This is a genomic window from Achromobacter sp. (assembly GCF_057314935.1).
On sequence record NZ_DBHKZA010000081.1, the window covers coordinates 1 to 22,357 of the forward strand.

Consider the following 22,357-nt stretch of genomic DNA (forward strand, 5'->3'; position numbering starts at 1 on the left):
AGTCGCCCAGCTTGGCGCGTTGTTCACGCACCTTCTGCAGGGTTTCACCGAACTGCGCCATGCGCGCCTTTTCCTGTTCGACGACCGCCGCCGGGGCGCGTTCGACGAAGCTGGCGTTCGACAGCTTGCCGTTGGCCTTGGCGATTTCCCCTTCCAGGCGAGCAATCTCCTTGTCCAGGCGGATGCGCTCGGCGGCCACGTCGATCTCGACGTGCAGCATCAGGCGGCTGGCGCCGACGACCTGGACCGGCGCGCCGGCGTCCGGCAGGACGTCCAGCACATCGACTTGGCTCAGCTTGGCCAGCGCGGCCAGGTACGGCGCGTTGCGCGTGAGCGTGGGCGCGTCGCCCTGGGCGCACAGCGGCACCTTCTGGGCCGGCGACAGGTTCATTTCGCCGCGCAGGGCGCGCACGGCTTCCACCTGCGCCTTGAGCTCGGCCACGTCGGCCTCGGCGGCCGCATCCACCGCGGCCGGGTTGGCTTGCGGATACGGCTGGACGCTGACGCTGTCGGCCACGCCTTCCTTGCGCTTGCCGGCCACCACCGACACCTTCTGCCAGAGTTCCTCCGTGATGAACGGGATGATCGGGTGGGCCAGGCGCAGCACGCATTCCAGCACGCGGATCAGCGTGCGGCGCGTACCCAGTTGCTGGGCGGGCGTGCCGGTCTGGATCTGCACCTTGGCCAGTTCCAGGTACCAGTCGCAATATTCGTCCCAGACAAAGCGGTACAGCGCGTTGGCGATGTTGTCGAAGCGGTAGTCGGCAAAGCCGCGCGCCACCTCGGCTTCCAGCGTCTGCATCTGGCTGACGATCCAGCGGTCGACGAACGAGGTTTCGCCTGCGTCCGTGCCCGTCAGGTCATGGCCTTCGGTATTCATCAGCACAAAGCGGGTGGCGTTCCACAGCTTGTTGCAGAAGTTGCGGTAGCCCTCGCAACGCTTCAGGTCGAAGTTGATGTTGCGGCCCAGCGTGGCGTAGGCCGCCATCGTGAAGCGCAGCGCGTCGGTGCCGAAGGCGGGGATGCCGTCCGGATACTGGCGGCGCGTCGCCTTTTCGATGGCGCCGGCCTGCTTGGGGTTCATCAGGCCGTAGGTGCGCTTGGCGACCAGGCCGTCCAGGTCGATGCCGTCGATCAGGTCGACCGGGTCCAGCGTGTTGCCCTTGGACTTGCTCATCTTCTGGCCGTCAGCATCGCGGATCAGGCCGTGCACGTAGACGTGCTTGAACGGGATCTGGCCGGTCAGGTGCGTGGTCAGCATGACCATGCGGGCGACCCAGAAGAAGATGATGTCAAAGCCCGTGACCAGCACGCTGGAGGGCAGGTAGCGTTGCAGGTCCGGCGTGTTTTCCGGCCAGCCCAGCGTCGTGAAGGGCACGAGGCCCGACGAGAACCAGGTGTCCAGTACGTCCGGGTCGCGCTTGAGCTCGCCCGTCACGCCGGCGGCGCGCGCCTGCTCGATGGCGCCGGCTTCGTCGTGCGCCACGAAGACCTGGCCGTCTTCCGAGTACCAGGCCGGGATCTGGTGGCCCCACCACAGCTGACGCGAAATGCACCAGTCCTGGATGTTGTTCAGCCACTGGTTGTAGATGGTGGTCCAGTTGTCCGGGTAGAACTTGATGCGGCCGTCGGCCACGACTTCCAGCGCCACTTCGGTGATGCTCTTGCCCGGGTTCAGCGTGCCTTCCGGGGCCGGCTTGCTCATGGCCACGAACCACTGGTCCGTCAGCATGGGCTCCAGCACGACGCCGGTGCGGTCGCCCTTGGGCTGCATCATCTTGTGCGGTTCGATCTTGACCAGATAGCCTTCGGCATCCAGTTGGGCGACGACCGCCTTGCGGGCCTCGTAGCGCTCCAGGCCCTGGAACTGCTTGGGGCCGTTTTCGTTGATGTGCGCGTCCAGCGTGAAGATCACGATCAGCGGCAGATCATGGCGCATCGCGCAGGCGTAATCGTTGAAATCGTGCGCGCCGGTGATTTTGACGCAACCCGTGCCGAACTCGGGATCGACGAAATCGTCGGCGATGATGGGGATGTTGCGGTCGCACAGCGGCAGTTCGACTTCCTTGCCGATCAGGTGCTGGTAGCGCGGATCGTCGGGATGCACGCACAGGGCGCCGTCAGCCAGCATCGTTTCCGGGCGGGTCGTGGCGATTGTCATGCCGCGCAGCGTGACGGTCTGGCCGTCCTTGTCGACAATGGTCTGCGGTCCGTCGACGAAGGGGTAGAGGATGTGCCACATGTGGCCATCGGTCTCTTCGGACTGGACTTCCAGGTCGGACACGGCGGTCAGCAGCTTCGGGTCCCAGTTGACCAGGCGCTTGCCGCGGTAGATCAGTCCCTGTTTATGCAGGCGCACGAAGGTTTCCACGACGCCGCGCGACATGCGGTCGTCCATGGTGAAGTATTCGCGGGGCCAGTCGGCCGAGGCGCCCAGGCGGCGCACCTGCTCGGTGATGGCGTTGCCCGACTTTTCCTTCCATTCCCAGACTTTTTCCACGAATTTTTCGCGGCCGAGGTCGTGGCGCGAAACCTTCTGGGCGTCCAGCTGTCTTTCAACAACGATCTGGGTGGCGATGCCGGCGTGGTCGGTGCCGGGAATGAACACGGTGTCGTCGCCCGCCATGCGGCGGTAGCGCACCAGCCCGTCCATGATGGTCTGGTTGAACGCGTGGCCCATGTGGAGCGTGCCCGTCACGTTGGGCGGCGGGAACTGGATGACATAGGGCTGGCTTTCCGTCCCCGTTTTTACGTGCTGGCCCGCCGTGAAGTACCCGCGCTTGTCCCACTCGGCGTACCAGCGGGATTCCAGTTCGGAAGGTTCGAAGCTCTTGGAGAGTTCCGGGGTGTCGCTCGCGGGATTCGCGGCGTTCGGGGGAGCGGCTTGAGTCATTACAGGGTTCCGGCAAACAGGGCGCCCGGGGTAGGGATACGGGCAGCAAACCGCTCATTTTAAGATGTAATGCGGTCTTCTCAGCGTGTTAGAATACCGGGTTACTGTAAACCTTTTAGAAGTCCCTGAATTCATTAAGGATTCCTTCGGAAATGCACACGGAAAAGTGCGCGTTTCAGAAATCCGAAGCAGAATTGAGGGCGCGTCCGATCGGTCGGCAGTGTCGAATCCCTGCCTTGGCCATGTGGTTCAGGACGGCCCGGAGCGTTCAACAGAACTGTTCAAACAACCCGGACCGCCTGTGCGCCAATCGCGCGATGACACTTCAAGGGTGACACCGACAAGTGCAGAGCCACGCCAGGCAATTCATCAGAAACCAGTCAGAAATCAGCTTTCGGAGTTCTTATGTCCATCCAACGCACCCTCTCGATCATCAAGCCCGACGCCGTCGCCAAGAACGTCATCGGCCAGATCGTCGGCCGCTTCGAGCAAGCCGGCCTGAAGGTCATCGCCGCCCGCCTGGCCCAACTGTCGCGCGCCGACGCCGAGCGTTTCTACGCCGTGCACTCGGAACGCCCCTTCTTCAAGGACCTGGTCGATTTCATGATCTCGGGCCCGGTCTTCGTGCAAGTGCTGGAAGGTGAAGAAGCCATCCTGAAGAACCGCGACCTGATGGGCGCCACGGACCCGAAGAAGGCCGCTCCCGGCACCATCCGCGCCGATTTCGCCGACAGCATCGACGCCAACGCCGTCCACGGCTCCGACGCTCCGGAAACGGCTGCTGTCGAAATCGCTTTCTTCTTCCCCGAAATCAACATCCACAGCCGTTGATTTTCGCGAAAGCATCGTTTTAGATTTTTAGCGTTACCCAGGTCATGGAATCCGTCGAACGAATCAATTTGCTGGGGCTGGATGGCTCCGCCCTGTCCGAACTTGTCGGGCAGTGGGGCGGCAAGCCTTTTCGCGCCCGTCAGCTGCAACGCTGGATGCACCAGCGTGGCGCCGATTCGTTCGACGCCATGACCGATCTGGCCCGCGAATTCCGCGGCCAGCTCGCATCGCACTGCCGCATCGAGGCCTTGCCCGTCAATATCGAGCAGCGCTCGACCGACGGCACGCGCAAGTGGCTGTTCGATGTGGGCCAGGGCAATGCCATCGAAACCGTCTTCATCCCCGAAGACGATCGCGGCACCCTCTGCATTTCCAGCCAGGCCGGCTGCGTGGTGAACTGCCGTTTTTGCTCGACCGGGCATCAGGGCTTCAACCGCAACCTGAAAACCAGCGAAATCATCGGCCAGCTGTGGTGGGCCAAGCGCGTGCTGGAAGCCGACATCGGCACCGCCCGCCTGGAAAGCGCCAAAGCCACCGAAGATACGCGCGTCATCAGCAACGTGGTCATGATGGGCATGGGCGAACCGCTGCTCAACTACGACCAGGTCCTGCCGGCGCTGCGACTGATGCTGGACGACAACGCCTATGGCTTGTCGCGCCGCCGCGTCACGGTGTCCACGTCGGGCGTCGTCCCCATGATGGACCGCCTGTCGCAGGACTGTCCGGTGGCGCTGGCCGTCTCGCTGCATGCGCCCAACGATGCGCTGCGCGACGAGCTGGTGCCGCTGAACAAGAAGTACCCGTTGAAGGAGCTGCTGGCGGCTTGCGAACGCTATCTGGCGTTCGCCCCGCGCGACTTCATCACGTTTGAATATTGCATGCTGGACGGCATCAACGACACCGACCAGCACGCCAAGGAACTGATCCAAATTGCACGCCAGCTGCGCTGCAAGCTCAATCTGATTCCGTTCAACCCCTTCCCCGAGTCGGGCCTGAAACGTTCCAACTCTGCGCGCGTCAAGGTGTTCGCGCAGCGCCTGATGGACGCGGGCATCATCACGACCGTGCGCAAGACCCGGGGCGACGATATCGATGCAGCTTGTGGTCAACTGGCCGGAGAAGTGCGGGACCGCACTCGGATTACCGAGCGCAACGCCGCACAGCGCCAGACCATACCAATTAAACAGGTGCATGCATGACGCAGGATTTCGCTTCTGCAGTTTCTGAAACGCCCGCAAGCGCTGCGGGCAACGTGGGCTCGGCATTGCGCGCGCTGCGCCAGTCCAAAGGCTGGTCGCTCGATGAAGTGTCCAGCCGCATCAAGTTTTCCACGAAGCAGATCGAAGCCCTTGAAAACGAAGCGTGGGCGGACCTGCCCACGGGCGTTTCCCTGCGCGGCCTGGTCCGCAATTACGCGCGCCTGCTAGGCGCGGATTCGCAGGCCATCGTCGATTCGCTGGACCCCAAGGCCCGCGTCACCGGTCCGGTGAAGCTGAGCCCGGGTGCCCTGCATTCGGCGCATTCCATCCCTCAGTCCAGCGCCGATGACGACCGTTCGTCCTCGACCTCCTGGGGATGGCTCATCGCCATTGTGCTGGTGCTGGCCGCCGGCGTGGCGTATGCCTTCTGGCAGGGCTGGTTGCCGCAGCAATGGCTGCCGTTCGACTGGCTGCAGAAGCCGACCAAGTAACCCGGTTCCACCGATGCAAGATTCTTCTTTGCCTTGCCAGGATGCGCCGCCTCCCTCCGTGGGGGCCGCGCTGCGCCGCGCCACGCGTTCGGTGGCGGTGAAGTGGGGCGATCGCATCGTGATGGTGGGCGGCGACGCCCCCGTCGTGGTGCAGTCCATGACCAACACCGACACTGCGGACGCCATCGCCACGGCGATCCAGGTCAAAGAGCTGGCGTTGGCCGGCTCTGAACTGGTGCGGATCACGGTGAATACGCCCGAGGCGGCCCGAGAGGTGGTCGCCATCCGCGAGCAGCTCGACCGCATGGGCGTGAACGTGCCGCTGGTGGGCGATTTTCACTACAACGGCCACAAGCTGCTGACGCAGTTTCCCGAATGTGCGCAGGCGCTGTCCAAGTACCGGATCAACCCCGGCAACATGGGCGGCGGCAAGCGGCGCGACGACAATTTCGCCCAGATGATCGAAGTGGCCTGCCGCTACGACAAGCCCGTGCGCATCGGCGTGAACTGGGGCAGCCTGGACCACGAATTGATGGCGCGCAAGATGGACGAAAACAGCCGCCGCGCGCAGCCCTGGGAGGCCCAGGCCGTGATGCGCGACGCGCTGGTCGTGTCGGCCATCACCAACGCGCAGCGCGCCGAAGAGCTCGGCCTGCGGCGCGACGCCATCATCCTGTCGTGCAAGGTCAGCCACGTCCAGGACCTGATCGCCGTCTACCGCGACCTGTCCGCCCGTTGCGACTACCCCCTGCACCTGGGATTGACCGAAGCCGGCATGGGCAGCAAAGGCATCGTGGCCTCCACCGCCGCGCTGGCCGTGCTGCTGCAGCAGGGCATCGGCGACACCATCCGTATTTCGCTCACGCCGGAACCCGGCGGCGACCGCAGCCGCGAAGCCGTCGTGGCGCAGGAAATCCTGCAGACGATGGGCCTGCGCGCGTTCACGCCGATGGTCGTGGCGTGCCCAGGTTGCGGCCGCACCAGCAGCACGTTCTTCCAGGAACTTGCCGATAGCATCCAGTCCTATCTGCGCCGTCAGATGCCGGTCTGGAAGGCGCAGTATCCGGGCGTCGAAAGCATGAACGTCGCGGTCATGGGCTGTGTGGTCAATGGGCCGGGCGAAAGCCGCCATGCCGATATCGGAATCAGTCTGCCGGGAACGGGCGAAGTGCCCGCGGCGCCGGTATTCGTGGACGGGGAACGCACGGTCACGCTCAAAGGCGACCATATCGCCGAAGAGTTCCAGGCCATCGTCGAAGACTACGTGGCGCGCCGTTACGGCGCGCTCGCCTCTCATTAAAAGAAAGGGTGTAGCCGCGGGCGCGCCGGCAGGCGCGTGATGCGGCATGATCAAGATGACTCAAGCTTTCCAGAAAGTGGCCGCCATACGCGGCATGAATGACGTGTTGCCCGGGCCGAGCGCCCGCTGGGAACAGTTCGAGGAAATCGTGCGCGGCTGGCTGCGCGGCTATGGCTATCGCAACGTGCGTACGCCCGTGCTTGAGCATACGCGCCTGTTCACGCGCGGCATCGGCGAAGTGACCGACATCGTCGAAAAAGAGATGTACACCTTTACCGACGCATTGAACGGCGAATCGTTGACGATGCGCCCCGAGATGACGGCCGGCATCGTGCGCGCCTCGATCGAGCACAACATGCTCTACGACCGCCCGCAACGCGTCTACTCGATCGGCCCCGTGTTCCGCCACGAACGCCCGCAGCGCGGCCGCTACCGCCAGTTCCACCAGATCGACGTCGAAGCCCTGGGCTTTGCCGGCCCCGACGTGGACGCTGAACTGATCGTCATGCTGGCCCGTCTGTGGAAGCTGCTGGGGCTGAAGGATGTGCGCCTGGAGCTGAACTCCCTGGGCCAGCCCGCCGAGCGCGCCGCGCACCGCGCCGCCTTGATCGAGCACCTGGAAAAGCACCGCGACATCTTGGACGAAGACGGCCAGCGCCGCCTGTACACCAACCCGCTGCGCGTGTTGGATACTAAGAACCCCGCCATGCAGGAAATGGCCAACAGCGCTCCGCGCCTGTTCGATTTCCTCGGCGAAGAATCCCGCGCGCACTTCGACGGCGTGTGCCAGCGCCTGACGGACGCCGGCATCGAATACAGCCTGAACCCGCGCCTGGTGCGCGGCCTTGACTACTACAACCTGACCGTTTTCGAGTGGGTTACCGACCGCCTGGGCTCCCAGGGCACGGTCTGCGGCGGCGGCCGCTACGACGGCCTGGTCGAACTGCTGGGCGGCAAGCATGCGCCCGCGGTCGGTTTCGCGATCGGCATGGAGCGCCTGCTGGACCTCTGGGAACAGAGCGTGCAGCTGGACGCCCCGGCGGAATGCGAGGTCTATGTCGTGCACCAGGGCGAAGAGGCCCAGCGCCTGGCCGCCCGGGTCGGCGAAGACCTGCGCGACGCCGGCCTGTCGGTGGTCGTGCATGCCGGTTCGGCTGGCTTCAAATCCCAATTCAAGCGCGCGGATGCCAGCGGCGCCAAAGTTGCGGTTATTCTTGGCGCCGATGAAGTCGCGTCGCAGACCGCCAGCGTCAAATATTTGCGTGCGGACGCCCAGGGCGACGCGGCGCAGCAGCAGGTCCCGCTGAAGGATCTGGCTGCGGTACTGAACAACAAGGGTTAAGGCATGGCATACGATCTCGAAGAACAGGAAAAACTGGACGCAATCAAGGCGTGGTGGGCCCGTTACGGGACGCTGGTCGTCACGCTGTTTGCCGTCGTTGCGCTGTCCTGGGGCGGTTGGTGGGGCTGGAAGGCCTACGAATCGCACCGCGCCAATCAGGCCATGGGCTACTTCGAAGCGCTGGAAGACGCGGCCCGCCTGGGCGGCGCCGATTCCTCGGTGCGCATCAAGACCGCCGCCGCCACGCTGCGTGACCAATACCCGGCTACCGGCTACGCCGCCCGCGGCGCGCTGGTTGCGGCGCAGGCCCTGCAGGCCCAGAAGGATGAGGCCGGTGCCCGTGAACAGCTGGAATGGCTGGCCGCGCAAGGCAAGAACCCGGCCATGCAAGCCGTGGCGCGCCTGCGCCTGGCCGGCATGCTGCTGGATCAGAAGCAATATGACCCCGCGCTTGCGCAACTGAACAATCCGCCGGCCGCCTTCGCCGCCTTGTTCGCGGACCGCCGCGGCGATATCCTCGCCGCGCAGGGCAAGCGCGAGGAAGCGCGCGCGGCATGGCAAAGCGCCATTGATGGCCTGGGCACGGCGAATCCGATGACCCAGGTTGTGCAACTGAAATTGGATGCCTTGAGCGGAGCGTGACTGTAATGCGTAAATTTGCACCTGGTCGTACGTGGCGTGGCGCCGTTTGCCTGGCAAGCTTGCTTGCACTGGGCGGATGCGGCTTGTTTTCGCACGATGACGGCCGTTACGATCCCGCGCCGCTGACCGAGTACAAGGCCGGCATGTCTGTCCACCAGGTCTGGTCGACGTCGATCGGCAGCGGTTCCGGCCTGGGCTTCGCGCCCACGGTCCTGGGCAGCGCCGTCTACGCCGCCACGCCGGACGGCTCGGTAGGCAAGTTCGACCTGCAAAGCGGCCGTCCCCTGTGGAAGGCCAAGACCGACGGCAAGCTGTCGGCAGGCGCCGGCAGCGACGGCACCACCACTGCGGTCGCTTCCCCCGACGGCGACGTGATCGCCTTCGACGACAACGGCAAGGTGAAGTGGAAGGTCCGCGCCACCAGCGACGTCACGATCCCCCCGGTGGTGGGTTATGGCATCGTGGTGGTCCGCAGCGGCGACTATCGCATCCAGGCGTTCGACGCCAACAGCGGCGAGCGCGTCTGGAACGTGCAGCGCCCCGGCCCCTCGCTGGCATTGCGCAGCGTGTCGCAGATGGTATTGGCAGAAGGCCTGGTCATCACCGGCCTGCCGGGCGGCAAGCTGATGGCGATCGCCTCCGACAGCGGCAACGTGCAGTGGGAAGGCACGGTGGCGACGCCGAAGGGCGCCAGCGACCTCGAACGCCTGACCGACGTCGTCGGCGCGCCGCGCATCGCGGGAAATCTCCTTTGCGCGGTTGCCTACCAAGGGCGTATCGTCTGCTTTGACGTCACGGCGGGCGGCCGCCCGTTGTGGGCCAAGGATTTCTCCAGCGTCAGCGGCGTGTCGCTGGACGACCGTTTCGCCTTTGCGGCGGACCAGAACAGCGTCGTCAGCGCGTTTGCGCTGGATAATGGCGGCAATCTCTGGAAGCAGGCGGCGCTGAAGAACCGCCAAGTGACGGCACCGGCTATGCTGGGCGGTGCGCTTGCAGTTGGCGACCTGGAAGGCTATGTGCACTTCCTGTCGCGTAGTGATGGCAGCCTGATGGCACGGCTGTCCGTGGGTGGAGGCGCCGTCGTTTCGCCGCCGCAAACCACCCCCCAAGGTGTGCTGGTCCAGACGGGCAATGGCAATCTCGTCATGATCGGCGCCAACTAAAACCTATAGAACAAAGCCTTACACCGTGTCTTTCAAGCCTGTCGTTGCCCTGGTCGGTCGCCCCAATGTGGGGAAGTCGACCCTTTTCAACCGCCTGACGCGATCGCGCGCCGCGTTGGTGGCCGATTTTTCCGGCCTGACCCGCGATCGCCATTACGGTGAGGGCAGGGTAGGCGAGATCCCGTTCATCGCTATCGATACCGGCGGTTTCGAGCCCGTCGCCAAAGACGGCATCCTGCTGGAAATGGCCCGCCAGACCCGGCAGGCCATCGCCGAGGCGGACGTGGTGGTGTTCCTGGTGGACGCCCGCGCCGGCATCAATGCGCACGACCACGAAATCGCGCAGTTGCTGCGCAAGTCCGGCCAGCAGCGCGTGCTGTTGGCGGTGAACAAGGCGGAAGGCATGGGTCTGGGCCCGGCCATCTCCGAGTTCCACGAGCTGGGCTTGGGCCAACCCTATCCGATTTCGGCGGCGCACGGCGACGGCATCGTCGATCTGATCGAACTGGCGCTGAAAGACCTGGCCGAGCCGCCTGTCGAAGAAGAAGTCTTCGAAGAAGGCGATCACGACCACCGCATCAAGCTGGCGATCGTGGGCCGTCCGAACGTCGGCAAATCGACGCTCATCAATACTTTGATGGGCGAAGAACGCGTGATCGCGTTCGACTTGCCGGGCACGACGCGCGACGCCATCGAGATCGATTTCGACCGCGACGGCCGTCGCTACACGCTGATCGACACGGCCGGCTTGCGCAAGCGCGGCAAGGTGTTCGAGGCCGTTGAAAAATTCTCCGTCATCAAGACGCTGCAGGCCATCGAGGCCAGCAACGTCGTGCTGCTGATGCTGGATGCGCACACCGAGATTTCCGAGCAGGATGCCCACATCGCGGGTTTCGTGCTGGAAACCGGCCGCGCCGTCGTGGTGGCCATCAACAAGTGGGATGGCCTGGACGGCGAGGAAAAGGAACGCATCGAACGCGAATTCCAGCGCAAGCTGCGGTTCCTGTCGTTCGCGCGCATGCACACCATTTCGGCATTGCGCGGGCAGGGCATCAAGCCGCTCTTGAAGTCCATCAATTCGGCGCATGCCGCGGCGTTCGCCAAGCTGTCCACGCCCAAGCTGACGCGTGAACTGCAGGCCGCCATCGAGCAGCAGCAGCCGCCCCGCAAGGGCATCTTCCGTCCCAAGATGCGCTATGCGCACCAGGGCGGTCAGAACCCGCCGCTGGTGGTCATCCACGGCAATGCGCTGGATGCCATCCCGGATTCGTATCGCCGCTATCTGGAAACGCGTTTCCGCAATGCGTTCGATCTGGCCGGTACGCCTTTGCGCATCGAATTCAAGTCTTCGCACAACCCCTACGCGCAGGAAAGCTGATCCATGAGCCGTTTCTGGAGTCCCGTGGTCGGGACGCTCAGTCCGTATGTTCCGGGCGAGCAGCCCAAGCTTCAGAACCTGATCAAGCTGAATACCAACGAGCATCCTTACGGGCCATCGCCCAAGGTGCTCGATGCCATTCGCGCCGCCTGCGACGACACGCTCAAGCTGTACCCGGATCCGTCGTCCGACCGCCTTCGCCAGACGATCGCGGCGACGATGGGGGTGCAGGCGGGCCAGGTGTTCGTGGGCAACGGCTCCGACGAGGTGCTGGCGCACGTGTTCCTGGCGCTGCTCAAGCATGAACGTCCGCTGCGCTTTCCGGACATCACCTACAGCTTCTACCCGGTCTACTGCGGCCTGTACGGCATCGAATACGAAACCGTGCCGCTGACGGCGGATTTCCGCATCGACGTGGAAGACTACCTGCCCAGCGCCCGCGGGCAGGCCGGCGCCATCATTTTCCCGAACCCCAATGCCCCTACGGGCCGCGCACTCAGCCTGGCCGAGGTCGAGCGCATCGTCGCGGGCAATCCCGACGCCGTCGTCGTGGTCGACGAAGCCTATGTGGATTTCGGTGGTGAATCGGCCGTGGGCCTGGTCGCGCGCTACGACAACCTGCTGGTCGTGCAGACCTTGTCCAAGTCGCGGTCGCTCGCCGGGCTGCGCGTAGGCTTTGCCGTGGGCAGCGCCGAACTCATCGACGGGCTGGACCGCGTAAAGAACAGTTTCAACTCCTACCCCATTGACCGCCTGGCATCGGCCGGCGCAGTGGCGGCATTGGAAGATACAGAGTACTTTGAGAAGACTCGCCAAGCCGTGATCGAAACCCGGTCGCGGATGACGGCGGGCCTGGAGTCGCTGGGCTTTGAAGTGCTGCCGTCGGCTGCGAATTTCGTGTTCGCGCGGCACCCCTCCAAAGACGCTTCGGGTCTGGCCGCCGCCTTGCGCGAGCGCAGCATCATCGTGCGCCATTTCCGTCATGCGCGCATCGATCAGTTTCTCCGCATTACCGTGGGCACGGACGAGCAGGTAGACCTGCTTCTGAAGGGGCTCGCGGAGGTCCTGCAAGCGTGATGGTCAGGGGCTTTTCAGCTTGAAAACTCTGGTGTCACTTTTGCCTCCCGGCCAAGTAGCACGGGCCGGGAAAACCCTGTAGAGTACGTATTTCGGTGTGCTCCACCAGTACAAAAAAGCACATCATCACTCAATAACAAACAAATGGAGCCTGGCCAATGAGCAATAAAGGGCAAACTCTGCAAGATCCGTTCCTGAACACGCTGCGCAAGGATCATGTGCCCGTGTCGATTTACTTGGTGAACGGTATCAAGCTTCAAGGGCAAATCGAATCTTTTGACCAGTACGTGGTGCTGTTGCGCAATACGGTTACGCAAATGGTCTACAAGCATGCCATTTCCACCGTCGTTCCCGCCCGCGCCGTGAATTTCCAGGTGGAAGTCCCTGCTGAGTAATCTCGCTCCAGCTGTACCTTTTTTTGCCCGCCAGACGGATGACGTCGGCGGGCATTTTCGCTTTGGCTCCAATATGGTGCATGTATGCGCGCTCTGATTATCAGCGTGGATCTGGGCGATCCAGACTTCACGGCCCATGCCGAGGAATTTGCCATGCTGGCCAAGGGCGCGGGCGCGGAAGTCGTCGGCACCTTGACCGCCCGGCGCGACCGGCCCGACGCCAAGTTCTTCATCGGTTCCGGCAAGGCGGACGAGGGCGTCGCGATGTCGCAGGCCCTGCTCGCCGACATCGTCTTGTTCGATCAGCCCTTGTCGCCCGCCCAACAACGCAACCTGGAGCGCGTCTTCAACTTGCGCGTGGTGGACCGCGTCGCGCTCATCCTGGACATCTTCGCGCTGCGTGCCAAGAGCCACGAAGGCAAGCTGCAGGTCGAACTCGCGCAGTTGCAGCATCTGTCCACGCGCCTGACGCGCATGTGGAGCCACTTGGAACGTCAGCGCGGCGGTATCGGGATGCGCGGCCCCGGCGAATCCCAGCTTGAAATGGACCGCCGCATGATCGGCGCCAAGGTCAAGACGCTGCGCGAGCGGCTGGATCGCGTTGAACGCCAGCGTGTGACCCAGCGTCGCGCGCGGGCGCGAGGTGGCGCGCTGTCGGTGTCGCTCGTGGGTTACACCAACGCCGGCAAGTCCACGTTGTTCAACGCGCTGACGCGCGCGGACACCTACGCCGCCGACCAGCTATTCGCCACCCTGGACACGACAACGCGCCGCATATGGATCGAGGGCGCGGGGAACGTTGTGATATCCGACACGGTCGGATTCATTCGCGACCTGCCTCATGACCTGATCGCCGCGTTTCGGGCGACGCTGGAAGAGACGGTGCACGCGGATCTGTTGCTGCACGTGGTCGATGCGGCCAGTCCGCAGCGCGATGAACAGATTTTTGAAGTCAACAAGGTCCTCGCCGAAATCGGCGCCTCCGCCGTTCCGACCATTCTGGTATACAACAAGATTGACCGGGCTGGATTGGAACCCCGGGTGGAGCGCGATGCACATGGTACGATTGCGCGAGTATTTGTAAGCGCCACCGAGCGCGCCGGTCTGGATGCGTTGCGCGGGGCAATTGCGGAGACCGGACAGATTGTGGGAAACAATGCCGCGAATTATCAAACTCTTCAATCTGAATGACCCCGGTTGGGGTCGTGGGAACAACAATGGCTCCGAGCCGCCGCCGAAGCGGCCTCAAGGCAATGGAGACGGCCCTCCCGACCTGGACGAGGTCTGGCGCGATTTCAATAATCGCATCGGATCCCTGTTCGGTCGCAAGGGCGGTGGCGGTGGTAACAACCGCCCCGGCAACCGTGGCGGCATGACGCCGCCTTCGCCGCGTGGCGCGCGCATCGGCCTGGGCGTCATCGCCCTGGTGGCCGTGGGCATCTGGGCGGCAAGCGGCTTCTACATCGTGCAAGAAGGCCAGGTCGCGGTTGTGACCCAGTTCGGCAAGTACAAGAGCACGTCGCAGGCCGGTTTCCAATGGCGCCTGCCGTATCCCATTCAAAGCCAGGAAATCGTCAACGTGTCGCAGTTGCGCACGTTCGAAGTCGGTTTCCGCGGCGGTTCGCGCAACAAGGTGCTGCCTGAAGCGCTGATGCTCACGACGGACGAGAACATCGTCGATATGCAGTTCGTCGTTCAGTATCGCCTGCGCGCCGACGGCGCGCCGGACTACCTCTTCATGACGCGCGACCCGGACGAATCCGTCCGCCAGGCCTCTGAAACGGCCATGCGCGAAGTCGTGGGCAAGCAGTCGATGGACTTCGTGCTGTACGAAGGCCGTACGACGGTTGCCACGCAAGTGCAGGCGCTGATGCAGCAAATCCTTGACCGCTACCAGAGCGGCGTCCAGGTCAGCACGGTCGCCATCCAGAACGTGCAGCCGCCCGAGCAGGTGCAAGCCGCCTTCGACGACGCCGTCAAGGCAGGCCAGGACCGCGAGCGCCAGATCAACGAAGGCCAGGCTTACGCCAATCAGGTCGTGCCGCTGGCCAGTGGCCAGGCTTCGCGCATGACCGAGCAGGCCGAAGGCTACAAGGCCAAGGTCGTTGGCGACGCCCAAGGTAATACTTCGCGCTTCACCAGCATTCTCGGTGAATACGAGAAGGCGCCGCAGGTCATGCGCCAGCGCATGTATCTGGAAAGCATGCAGGACATCTTCACGCGCGCCAGCAAGGTCATGGTCGACACCAAGAGCAACAACAACATGTTGTACCTGCCCTTGGACAAGATCATGCATCTGGCCGCTCAAGACGGCAGCAAGTCCAGTGTCGGCAACCCGGGTTCGCCTGCGTTGATCAGTCCGCCGGTCCAACCGCCGTTGCGTAGCGGCGCGGTTCCGGTGCCCCAGTCTTCCGGCAGCAGCAATAGCAACACGCTGCCCCGCGACCGTACGTCGCGCTAACCCGGAGGAGTTCTGATCATGCAACGTTTTATGCCCATCCTGGTCGGCCTGCTCATCGTGCTGGCCGCCCTGTCTTCCTGCGTCTTCGTCGTGCGCGAGCGCGACTACGCCCTGGTGTTCTCGCTGGGTGAAGTGCGCAAGACCATCAGTGAACCCGGCCTGTATTTCAAGGCCCCGCCGCCGTTCCAGAACGTCGTCACGCTCGACAAGCGCGTTCTGACCATCGAAACCAACGAAGCCGAACGCATCCAGACTTCCGAAAAGAAGAACCTGCTGATCGATTCCTACGTCAAGTGGCGTATTGCGGATCCCCGCCAATACTACGTGTCGACGGGCGGCAACGAGCGCGTGGCGCAAGAGCGCCTGCAAGCGCTCATCCGCGACGCACTCAACGCTTCGGTCAACGTGCGCACGGTGCGTGACGTGGTCTCGACCGAACGCGACAAGATTATGGCCGAGATCCTGACCAACGTGGCCAAGCGCGCCGAGCCTCTGGGCGTGCAGATCGTCGACGTTCGTCTGCGCCGTATCGAATTCGCGCCGGAAATTTCGGAATCGGTGTATCGCCGCATGGAAGCGGAGCGTACGCGCGTCGCCAACGAGCTGCGTTCCATCGGCGCCGCCGAAGGCGAGAAGATCCGCGCCGAGGCCGACCGCCAACGTGAAGTCATTGTGGCCCAGGCGTATGCCAAGGCCCAGGGCATCATGGGTGAGGGCGATGCCGCCGCGGCATCGATCTACGCGCAGGCCTACGGCAAGAATCCGCAGTTCTACACGTACTACAAGAGCCTGGAAGCCTACCGTGCTTCGTTCTCGAAGCCGGGCGACGTGCTGGTGGTCGACCCCAGCTCCAGCTTCTTCCAGTTCATGAAGGACCCGGCTGGCGCAGCGCTGGCACCGGTCACCGTACCGGCCAAGTAACCCGGCGCGCGTAGCGGAACGAAAAGCCCCTTGGAAATCCAAGGGGCTTTTTACTGGCGCGAAGGGCGGCGGTTCCGGGTTTGTCGGCAATTGGGGACAGCGCCGTCCACCCGTCATCCCGGCTGGCGCTGCCCGCTGACTCATGTACAATACCGCGTAAGCTAGAAAACATTCCGCAGCGGCTGAGCGGGCTTACGCCCCCTCAGCCGCTTTTTCGTTTGGGCGACGCCCACGCATCACTTGGCGTTCATCAGGTAAACATTCATGGGTAACTGGTTGCTGCCCGAGAGCCTTGCCGACGTACTTCCGGCAGAGGCCCGGCGCATCGAGGAACTGCGCCGCGAACTTCTCGATTTGTACCGTACTTACGGCTTCGAGCTGGTCGCGCCGCCCCTGGTCGAATACATTGATTCATTGCTGTCCGGCACCGGTAGCGATCTGGATCTGCGCACGTGCAAGCTGGTCGACCAGCTGACCGGCCGCACGCTGGGCGTGCGGGCGGACATGACTCCTCAGGTCACGCGCATTGATGCGCACTTGTTGAACCGCGCCGGCGTGACCCGCCTGTGCTATTGCGGCAACGTGTTGCACGCCCGTCCGGCGGACCTGCTGTCCAGCCGCGAGCTGTTGCAGATCGGTGCCGAGATCTACGGCCATGCCGGTTTTGAAGCCGACCTGGAGATCATCCAGCTCGTGCTGGAAACGGTGGCGATCGCTGGAGTGCGCAACCCCCGTCTGGACTTGTGCCATTCGGGCGTGGTTCGCGCCATCCTGGAGTCGGATCCGGCGGCCGTGGCGGTATCGCAGGAAATCATCCGCTTGCTGCGCGAGAAAGACGTGCCAGGCCTGGGTGAGCTGGCCCAGCGCGCGCCGGGCATGCGGGATGAAACGCTGAAGGCGCTGCAGTTGCTGCCGAATCTGTATGGCGGCGCGGAAGTGCTGAAGGCGGCGCGTCGCGATCTGCCCCTGTTGCCGGGTGTCGCGGTGGCGCTGGATGCCTTGCAGGTGGTGGTGGATGCGATGCCGAATGTCGCGTTCAGTGTCGACTTGGCCGATGTGGGAGGCTATGGCTACCACTCCGGCGTGAAGTTCGCGCTGTATGCGGAAGGCTGGCACGACGCACTGGTCAGCGGTGGCCGCTATGACGACGTCAGCCGGGCATTTGGCCGGGCCCGTCCAGCTACCGGTTTCAGTTTGGATTTACGCAAACTGGCGGCAGGTCTGCCGCCAGCGGAACGGGCGCGTGCAGTTCGCGCGCCTTGGGGGCAGGCCCCCGCCCTGACCGAGGCGGTTCGCCGCCTGCGCCGGTCAGGGGAGATTGTCGTTCAGGTATTGCCCGGTCACGAGCAGGATCAGGACGAATTCGTTTGCGATCGCGAGCTGGCGCTGCAGGATGGCGCCTGGACGGTCAGAACGCTGTGACTAACTCCCTCTTGGCAACAAGAGGGCCGCGGGGAGATTTCCGGATTTCCCGAGAAACTCGATATTGATTCGTAACATGAGCAAGAACGTAGTCGTAATCGGCACTCAATGGGGTGACGAGGGCAAAGGCAAGATCGTCGATTGGCTGGCGGAATCCGTCCAAGGCGTGGTCCGCTTCCAGGGCGGTCACAATGCCGGCCATACGCTGTGGATCAATGGCAAGAAGACGATTCTTCGCCTGATCCCGTCCGGCATCATGCATCCCGGCGTCACCTGCTTTATCGGCAACGGCGTCGTGCTGTCTCCGGAAGCCCTGCTCAAGGAAATCGAAGAGCTGGAGGCTGCTGGCCTGGACGTGCGCTCGCGCCTGCAGATTTCCGAAATCTGCCCGCTGATCCTGCCGTACCACGTGGCCATCGACAAGGCGCGCGAAGCGCGCAAGGGCGAAGGCAAGATCGGCACGACCGGTCGTGGCATCGGCCCGGCGTACGAGGACAAGGTTGCCCGCCGCGCATTGCGCGTGCAGGACCTGTTCAATCCTTCGCTGTTCGACGAGAAGCTCGCCGAAGTGCTGGATTACCACAACTTCGTGCTGACCAAGTACCTGGGCGCCGAAGCGGTTTCCGCCGACGAAGTGCGTGATCAGGCCATGGCGCTGGCTCCCGCCATCGCTCCGATGGTCAAGGACGTGTCCAGCAACCTGTATGCCATGCAGCAGGAAGGCAAGCGCATTCTGTTCGAGGGCGCGCAAGGCGCGTTGCTGGATGTGGACCACGGCACCTACCCCTTCGTCACCAGCAGCAATTGCGTCGCTGGCGCGGCGTCGGCTGGCGCGGGTGTGGGCCCGCAGCAGTTGGATTACGTCCTGGGCATCACCAAGGCCTACACGACGCGCGTCGGCTCGGGCCCGTTCCCGACCGAACTGGTCGACGAGATCGGTACCCGCCTGGCGACCATCGGCAAGGAATTCGGTTCGGTCACCGGCCGTCCGCGTCGTTGCGGCTGGTTCGATGGCGCCGCGCTGAAGCGCTCGGTCCGCCTGAACGGCATTTCCGGCCTGTGCATCACCAAGCTGGACGTGCTGGACGGTCTGGAAACCATCCAGTTGGGTGTCGGCTACCGTGTCAACGGCGAATTCCGCGACGTGTTGCCTTACGGCGCCCACGCGGTCGCCCAGGCGCAGCCGGTGCTCGAAGAGCTGCCGGGCTGGTCGGAATCCACCGTCGGCATCACCGAGTACGACAAGCTGCCCGAAGCGGCCCGTCGCTACCTCGAGCGCGTTGCCGAAGTCTGCGGCGTGCCGATCGACCTCGTGTCGACCGGCCCTGATCGCAATGAAACCATTGTCCTGCGTCACCCCCTGAAGGGCTGACATCGGGTTAATATTCCAAAGGCCGCCGCCGGTCTCATACCGGCGGCGGCCTTTTCGTATCTTTAAGCAGGAGATGCTTGCCTATGAGCACGCCGACCAATGATGACAGCCATCTGTGGGTGACGTGGGACGATTACAACCGCTTGATCGAACGCCTTACCTTGCAGGTGCATCAATCGGGATGGAAGTTCGACAAGATTCTTTGTCTGGCGCGCGGCGGTATGCGCGTCGGTGACGTAATGTCCCGTATTTTCGATGTGCCGCTGGGTATCCTGGCTACGAGCAGCTACCGCGAAGCGGCCGGCACGAAGCAAGGCGACATGGATATCGCCCAGTTCATCACCATTACGCGCGGCACCTTGTCCGGGCGGGTGTTGCTGGTGGACGACATGGTCGATACCGGCAAGACGTTCAGCAAGGTCTATGACCACCTGAAGAGCCAGTTCGCGGACATTACCGAACTGCGCAGCGCCGTGCTGTGGTGGAAGGGGCATTCCCAGGCGACGCCCGACTACTATGTCGAAAAGCTGCCGACGAACCCCTGGATCCATCAGCCGTTCGAAGATTACGACAGCCTGCGTCCGCACCAGCTTGAAGCCTGGATCCGCAAGGGTTCCAAGAGCTGAACCCGGAACGGCTCGGGGAGGGATGCTGGCGGCCTCTGGGTGCCAAGTGTCCCTCCTAGTAGTCAAAATGGTCGTGACCATGCTAGAATCGCTGGTTATCGCTAAACCGAACTTGGCTTGTTACTCTTTGGGTAGTCTTTGGGTAACGGAAACAGCCAGCGGAAATCCGGGAAATGGAAGGCAAGGCCGCGTGCAGCATCTGCAGTGCGCTGCGCATGTGTCCTAGTCCCGGGTTGCGCTCCAAGGTTCCTCGTTTCCGCGGTACTTTCCTTTGTGTTGTGGTTGCGTGCCTGGTGTACCAGTGCATGTCTATGGCGCGAGGGGATGTTTTCGCGGACCTGGATCCTAGGCAGCGTTGCTGGTAAGCAAGCCAGGTTTGTCATCAACTTTTGTTACCCTACAAGCAGGCCAATCACTTTATGCCTATCGTTCGACTGAAGGAAAACGAACCGTTTGAAGCCGCTCTGCGCCGCTTCAAGCGCACCATCGAAAAGACCGGTTTGCTCACCGAGCTGCGTTCGCGCGAGTTCTATGAGAAGCCCACGGCAGAGCGCAAGCGCAAGCACGCCGCCGCTGTGAAGCGCCACTACAAGCGCATCCGTAGCCAACAACTGCCCCCGCGCCTGTATTGATTTTTGATTCCCGAATCTATTGATTCCAGAATCATTCATCCAGGATCTACTCGCCCGAGTCGACGTTGTCGACGTAGTCGGGCGATACGTGCAGTTGCGAAAGGGTGGGGCCAACTTGCTTGGCCTGTGCCCCTTTCATAACGAAAAAAGTCCGTCGTTCACTGTCAGCCCCACCAAGCAGTTCTACCACTGCTTCGGTTGTGGAGCGCACGGCAGCGCCATCACTTTCCTGATGGAACACACGGGCACCAGTTTCCCCGAAGCCGTGCGCACGCTCGCGGCTTCGGCGGGAATGACGGTCCCCGAAGAAAATCGCAGTCCACGCCAGCAGCAGGAATCCGCGCGCCGCAAAGCCGAGGAATCCCGTCATACGCAGGTGCTGGATGCCGCTCAGGCGCATTACCTGAAGCAGTTGCGCGCGTCGCCCGCGGCGATCCGCTATCTGAAGCAGCGCGGCCTGACCGGCGAAATCGCGGCGCATTTCGGTTTGGGGTGGTCGGGTACCGACCGCCACGGCCTGTCGCAAGTTTTCCCCAATTACGACGACCCCACGCTGGTGGAGTCCGGGCTGGTCATCGAGTCCGAAGACGGCCGTCGCTACGACCGTTTCCGTGAGCGCGTCATGTTTCCGATCCGCAATGTGCGGGGCAGCCTCATTGGCTTCGGCGGACGCATCATTGGCAAAGGCGAGCCCAAGTACCTGAATTCACCCGAAACGCCCCTGTTCTCAAAGGGCCATGAGCTCTATGGGTTGTGGGAGGCGCGCCAGTCCATCCGCCAGGAAGGGCAGGTGATCGTGGTCGAGGGCTACATGGACGTCGTCGGCCTGGCGCAGCAAGGCATCGCCAACGCGGTGGCCACGCTGGGTACGGCCACGACGCCCGACCACGTGAAGAAGCTGCTGCGCACGAGCGACAAGGTGATCTTCAGCTTCGATGGCGATGGGGCCGGCCGGCGCGCCGCCTGGCGGGCGTTGCAGGCCTGCCTGCCCGTGTTGCGGGACGATATCGCCATTCGATTCCTGTTCCTGCCGACAGAGCATGACCCGGACTCGTACGTGCGTGAATTGGGCGCTGAAGCCTTCCGCGCGTGTCTGGCCGATGCGGTGGCGCTGTCGCGCTTCCTGCTGGACGAGCTGGCATCGCGGCACAACATGAACGAAGCGGAAGGGCGAGCCAGTTGCCTGCATGAGGCCAAGCCGCTGCTGGCGTCGATTCCCGAGTGTGCTCTGCGTGTGCAGATCGAGCGGGAAATGGCCAAGCTGGTGCAGCTGACCCCTGAAGAAATGGCCCAGATCCTGGCGCAGCAGCCCGCCAAGCCGTTCGCGCCCGCAGCGGCGGCGAAGCCGGCGGCAGGCGAGTCGGCTGGGGCAGCCGGGCCGGATCATGAAGGCGGCCACCCGGATATGGGCTATGACTTCGCCGGGCATGATTTTCACGATATTCCTGCCGAAGAGCCGGACTATGCCGACTACGGCCACTTCCCGTCGCAGGGCGGGGGGGAATTCACGGGCGGCGGCGGCGGCGGTCAGCGCGCCGGCGGCAAGCAGGAATGGAAAGGCAAGAGCGACTGGAAAAGCAAGGGCGACTGGAAACCCGGCAAAGGCAACTGGAAAGGGCGTCGTGATAACGACGTCGGGGGCTTTGAAGGCCGCCGCACCATGCCGTCGTTGGCCAAGCGCTTGCTCGGCTTGTTGCTCGCGCATCCTGAATTGGTGGACTCCATGGGCGACCAGCAGCTTGAAGTCATCGACCATGGCCCCCATCTAGGATTGGTAAGGGACTTGATCATGCTGGCGCAATCCAGCGGCGCGCGCCATGTGGGCGCGTTGCTGGAAGCGGCCGAGCCTGATTCGGACCTGGCCACGGTATTGAAGGGCTTGCGGGCGGATATCCTGTCGCAGGAAGACCTCCCCGACCCGCAGACCGAGTGGGATGATGCCTTGCGGCGTATCGAATTCGACTCGGCCAAGCTGGAAATGGCCAAGCTGGCGGCTGCAGGGTTGTCCACGGATGACGCGCGCAAGCGTTATCTGGAGCTCTCAAGCCGCATGGCGACGCTGAAAGGTGCCGGGATACGCTAAATGCGCTAAAATCAAAGGTTGTCCGCTTGCCAAAGGGTGTTGCGCTTTGCGCGATTAACCCGGCGGGCGGGTGATTAGGACAATTAGGGTGATTGGGCCGAAGCAAGGCGTCCCAAGCAAGGCGTCCCA

19 protein-coding genes are annotated in these 22,357 nt (G+C 63.4%); 18 read left to right on the forward strand and 1 reads right to left on the reverse strand.

Annotation, left to right across the window (positions count from 1 at the left end):
* The coding region (locus ACO6D5_RS24200) for a valine--tRNA ligase (RefSeq protein ID WP_315528422.1) at positions 1-2,893 on the reverse strand (2,893 nt) is incomplete at its 3' end.
* 405 nt (positions 2,894-3,298) lie between these two features.
* On the opposite strand from ACO6D5_RS24200, the gene ndk reads away from it, so the two are divergent.
* The 18 genes from ndk (at position 3,299) to dnaG (ending at position 22,228) form a co-directional block, all read left to right on the forward strand.
* Positions 3,299-3,724 carry a nucleoside-diphosphate kinase gene (gene ndk, locus ACO6D5_RS24205; protein WP_054427443.1) on the forward strand — a complete coding sequence of 142 codons (426 nt, stop codon included), beginning with the start codon at positions 3,299-3,301 and terminating at the stop codon, positions 3,722-3,724.
* Positions 3,725-3,768: 44 nt separating this feature from the next.
* Complete coding sequence (gene rlmN, locus ACO6D5_RS24210; protein ID WP_006223996.1) at positions 3,769-4,923, forward strand: dual-specificity RNA methyltransferase RlmN; 1,155 nt, start codon at positions 3,769-3,771, stop codon at positions 4,921-4,923.
* The gene (locus ACO6D5_RS24215) at positions 4,920-5,414 is read left to right on the forward strand and encodes a helix-turn-helix domain-containing protein (RefSeq protein WP_105559764.1); all 495 of its coding nucleotides are present in this window, start codon (positions 4,920-4,922) and stop codon (positions 5,412-5,414) included. Before rlmN ends, ACO6D5_RS24215 begins: the two co-directional genes overlap by 4 nt.
* 13 nt (positions 5,415-5,427) lie before the next feature.
* The gene (ispG, locus tag ACO6D5_RS24220; protein WP_485826791.1) at positions 5,428-6,714 is read left to right on the forward strand and encodes a flavodoxin-dependent (E)-4-hydroxy-3-methylbut-2-enyl-diphosphate synthase; all 1,287 of its coding nucleotides are present in this window, start codon (positions 5,428-5,430) and stop codon (positions 6,712-6,714) included.
* Positions 6,715-6,769: 55 nt separating this feature from the next.
* Positions 6,770-8,056 carry a histidine--tRNA ligase gene (hisS, locus tag ACO6D5_RS24225; RefSeq protein ID WP_315528517.1) on the forward strand — a complete coding sequence of 429 codons (1,287 nt, stop codon included), beginning with the start codon at positions 6,770-6,772 and terminating at the stop codon, positions 8,054-8,056.
* Positions 8,057-8,059: 3 nt separating this feature from the next.
* A complete protein-coding gene (locus ACO6D5_RS24230) occupies positions 8,060-8,698 on the forward strand; it encodes a YfgM family protein (protein ID WP_315528414.1) in 639 nt (212 codons plus the stop codon).
* A gap of 5 nt (positions 8,699-8,703) precedes the next feature.
* On the forward strand, positions 8,704-9,861 hold the full coding sequence (gene bamB, locus ACO6D5_RS24235) for an outer membrane protein assembly factor BamB (protein WP_315528412.1): 1,158 nt from the start codon (positions 8,704-8,706) through the stop codon (positions 9,859-9,861).
* A 25-nt stretch (positions 9,862-9,886) separates the two neighbouring features.
* The gene (gene der / locus ACO6D5_RS24240) at positions 9,887-11,239 is read left to right on the forward strand and encodes a ribosome biogenesis GTPase Der (protein ID WP_006223990.1); all 1,353 of its coding nucleotides are present in this window, start codon (positions 9,887-9,889) and stop codon (positions 11,237-11,239) included.
* Between the two features lie 3 nt (positions 11,240-11,242).
* Positions 11,243-12,316 carry a histidinol-phosphate transaminase gene (gene hisC / locus ACO6D5_RS24245; protein ID WP_315528410.1) on the forward strand — a complete coding sequence of 358 codons (1,074 nt, stop codon included), beginning with the start codon at positions 11,243-11,245 and terminating at the stop codon, positions 12,314-12,316.
* A 158-nt stretch (positions 12,317-12,474) separates the two neighbouring features.
* Positions 12,475-12,711, forward strand: a complete 237-nt coding sequence (hfq, locus tag ACO6D5_RS24250) for an RNA chaperone Hfq (RefSeq protein WP_006218585.1) — start codon at positions 12,475-12,477, stop codon at positions 12,709-12,711.
* A gap of 84 nt (positions 12,712-12,795) precedes the next feature.
* Positions 12,796-13,902 (forward strand): GTPase HflX, encoded by a 1,107-nt coding sequence (gene hflX / locus ACO6D5_RS24255; protein ID WP_088590962.1) that lies wholly within the window; start codon positions 12,796-12,798, stop codon positions 13,900-13,902.
* Positions 13,868-15,172: an FtsH protease activity modulator HflK gene (hflK, locus tag ACO6D5_RS24260; RefSeq protein ID WP_315528407.1), complete on the forward strand. Its 1,305-nt coding sequence runs from the start codon at positions 13,868-13,870 to the stop codon at positions 15,170-15,172. Before hflX ends, hflK begins: the two co-directional genes overlap by 35 nt.
* 18 nt (positions 15,173-15,190) lie before the next feature.
* Positions 15,191-16,093 (forward strand): protease modulator HflC, encoded by a 903-nt coding sequence (gene hflC / locus ACO6D5_RS24265; RefSeq protein WP_105559771.1) that lies wholly within the window; start codon positions 15,191-15,193, stop codon positions 16,091-16,093.
* 264 nt (positions 16,094-16,357) lie between these two features.
* Positions 16,358-17,515, forward strand: coding sequence for an ATP phosphoribosyltransferase regulatory subunit (locus ACO6D5_RS24270; protein WP_485826792.1), 1,158 nt, complete (start codon positions 16,358-16,360; stop codon positions 17,513-17,515).
* A gap of 76 nt (positions 17,516-17,591) precedes the next feature.
* Positions 17,592-18,887 carry an adenylosuccinate synthase gene (locus tag ACO6D5_RS24275; RefSeq protein ID WP_006223984.1) on the forward strand — a complete coding sequence of 432 codons (1,296 nt, stop codon included), beginning with the start codon at positions 17,592-17,594 and terminating at the stop codon, positions 18,885-18,887.
* 83 nt (positions 18,888-18,970) lie between these two features.
* A complete protein-coding gene (locus tag ACO6D5_RS24280; protein ID WP_006223983.1) occupies positions 18,971-19,513 on the forward strand; it encodes a phosphoribosyltransferase in 543 nt (180 codons plus the stop codon).
* A gap of 419 nt (positions 19,514-19,932) precedes the next feature.
* The gene (gene rpsU / locus ACO6D5_RS24285; RefSeq protein ID WP_006218592.1) at positions 19,933-20,145 is read left to right on the forward strand and encodes a 30S ribosomal protein S21; all 213 of its coding nucleotides are present in this window, start codon (positions 19,933-19,935) and stop codon (positions 20,143-20,145) included.
* Between the two features lie 19 nt (positions 20,146-20,164).
* Complete coding sequence (gene dnaG, locus ACO6D5_RS24290; RefSeq protein WP_485826793.1) at positions 20,165-22,228, forward strand: DNA primase; 2,064 nt, start codon at positions 20,165-20,167, stop codon at positions 22,226-22,228.
* The last annotated feature ends 129 nt before the right edge of the window (positions 22,229-22,357 follow it).

Excerpts from the sequence above, each read along its gene's own strand:
- ndk (WP_054427443.1), top strand. The coding sequence starts at position 3,299 with ATGTCCATCCAACGCACCCTCTCGATCATCAAGCCCGACGCCGTCGCC.
- rlmN (WP_006223996.1), top strand. The coding sequence starts at position 3,769 with ATGGAATCCGTCGAACGAATCAATTTGCTGGGGCTGGATGGCTCCGCC.
- ACO6D5_RS24215 (WP_105559764.1), top strand. The coding sequence starts at position 4,920 with ATGACGCAGGATTTCGCTTCTGCAGTTTCTGAAACGCCCGCAAGCGCT.
- ispG (WP_485826791.1), top strand. The coding sequence starts at position 5,428 with ATGCAAGATTCTTCTTTGCCTTGCCAGGATGCGCCGCCTCCCTCCGTG.
- hisS (WP_315528517.1), top strand. The coding sequence starts at position 6,770 with ATGACTCAAGCTTTCCAGAAAGTGGCCGCCATACGCGGCATGAATGAC.
- ACO6D5_RS24230 (WP_315528414.1), top strand. The coding sequence starts at position 8,060 with ATGGCATACGATCTCGAAGAACAGGAAAAACTGGACGCAATCAAGGCG.
- bamB (WP_315528412.1), top strand. The coding sequence starts at position 8,704 with ATGCGTAAATTTGCACCTGGTCGTACGTGGCGTGGCGCCGTTTGCCTG.
- hisC (WP_315528410.1), top strand. The coding sequence starts at position 11,243 with ATGAGCCGTTTCTGGAGTCCCGTGGTCGGGACGCTCAGTCCGTATGTT.
- hfq (WP_006218585.1), top strand. The coding sequence starts at position 12,475 with ATGAGCAATAAAGGGCAAACTCTGCAAGATCCGTTCCTGAACACGCTG.
- hflX (WP_088590962.1), top strand. The coding sequence starts at position 12,796 with ATGCGCGCTCTGATTATCAGCGTGGATCTGGGCGATCCAGACTTCACG.
- hflK (WP_315528407.1), top strand. The coding sequence starts at position 13,868 with ATGCCGCGAATTATCAAACTCTTCAATCTGAATGACCCCGGTTGGGGT.
- hflC (WP_105559771.1), top strand. The coding sequence starts at position 15,191 with ATGCAACGTTTTATGCCCATCCTGGTCGGCCTGCTCATCGTGCTGGCC.
- ACO6D5_RS24270 (WP_485826792.1), top strand. The coding sequence starts at position 16,358 with ATGGGTAACTGGTTGCTGCCCGAGAGCCTTGCCGACGTACTTCCGGCA.
- ACO6D5_RS24275 (WP_006223984.1), top strand. The coding sequence starts at position 17,592 with ATGAGCAAGAACGTAGTCGTAATCGGCACTCAATGGGGTGACGAGGGC.
- ACO6D5_RS24280 (WP_006223983.1), top strand. The coding sequence starts at position 18,971 with ATGAGCACGCCGACCAATGATGACAGCCATCTGTGGGTGACGTGGGAC.
- rpsU (WP_006218592.1), top strand. The coding sequence starts at position 19,933 with ATGCCTATCGTTCGACTGAAGGAAAACGAACCGTTTGAAGCCGCTCTG.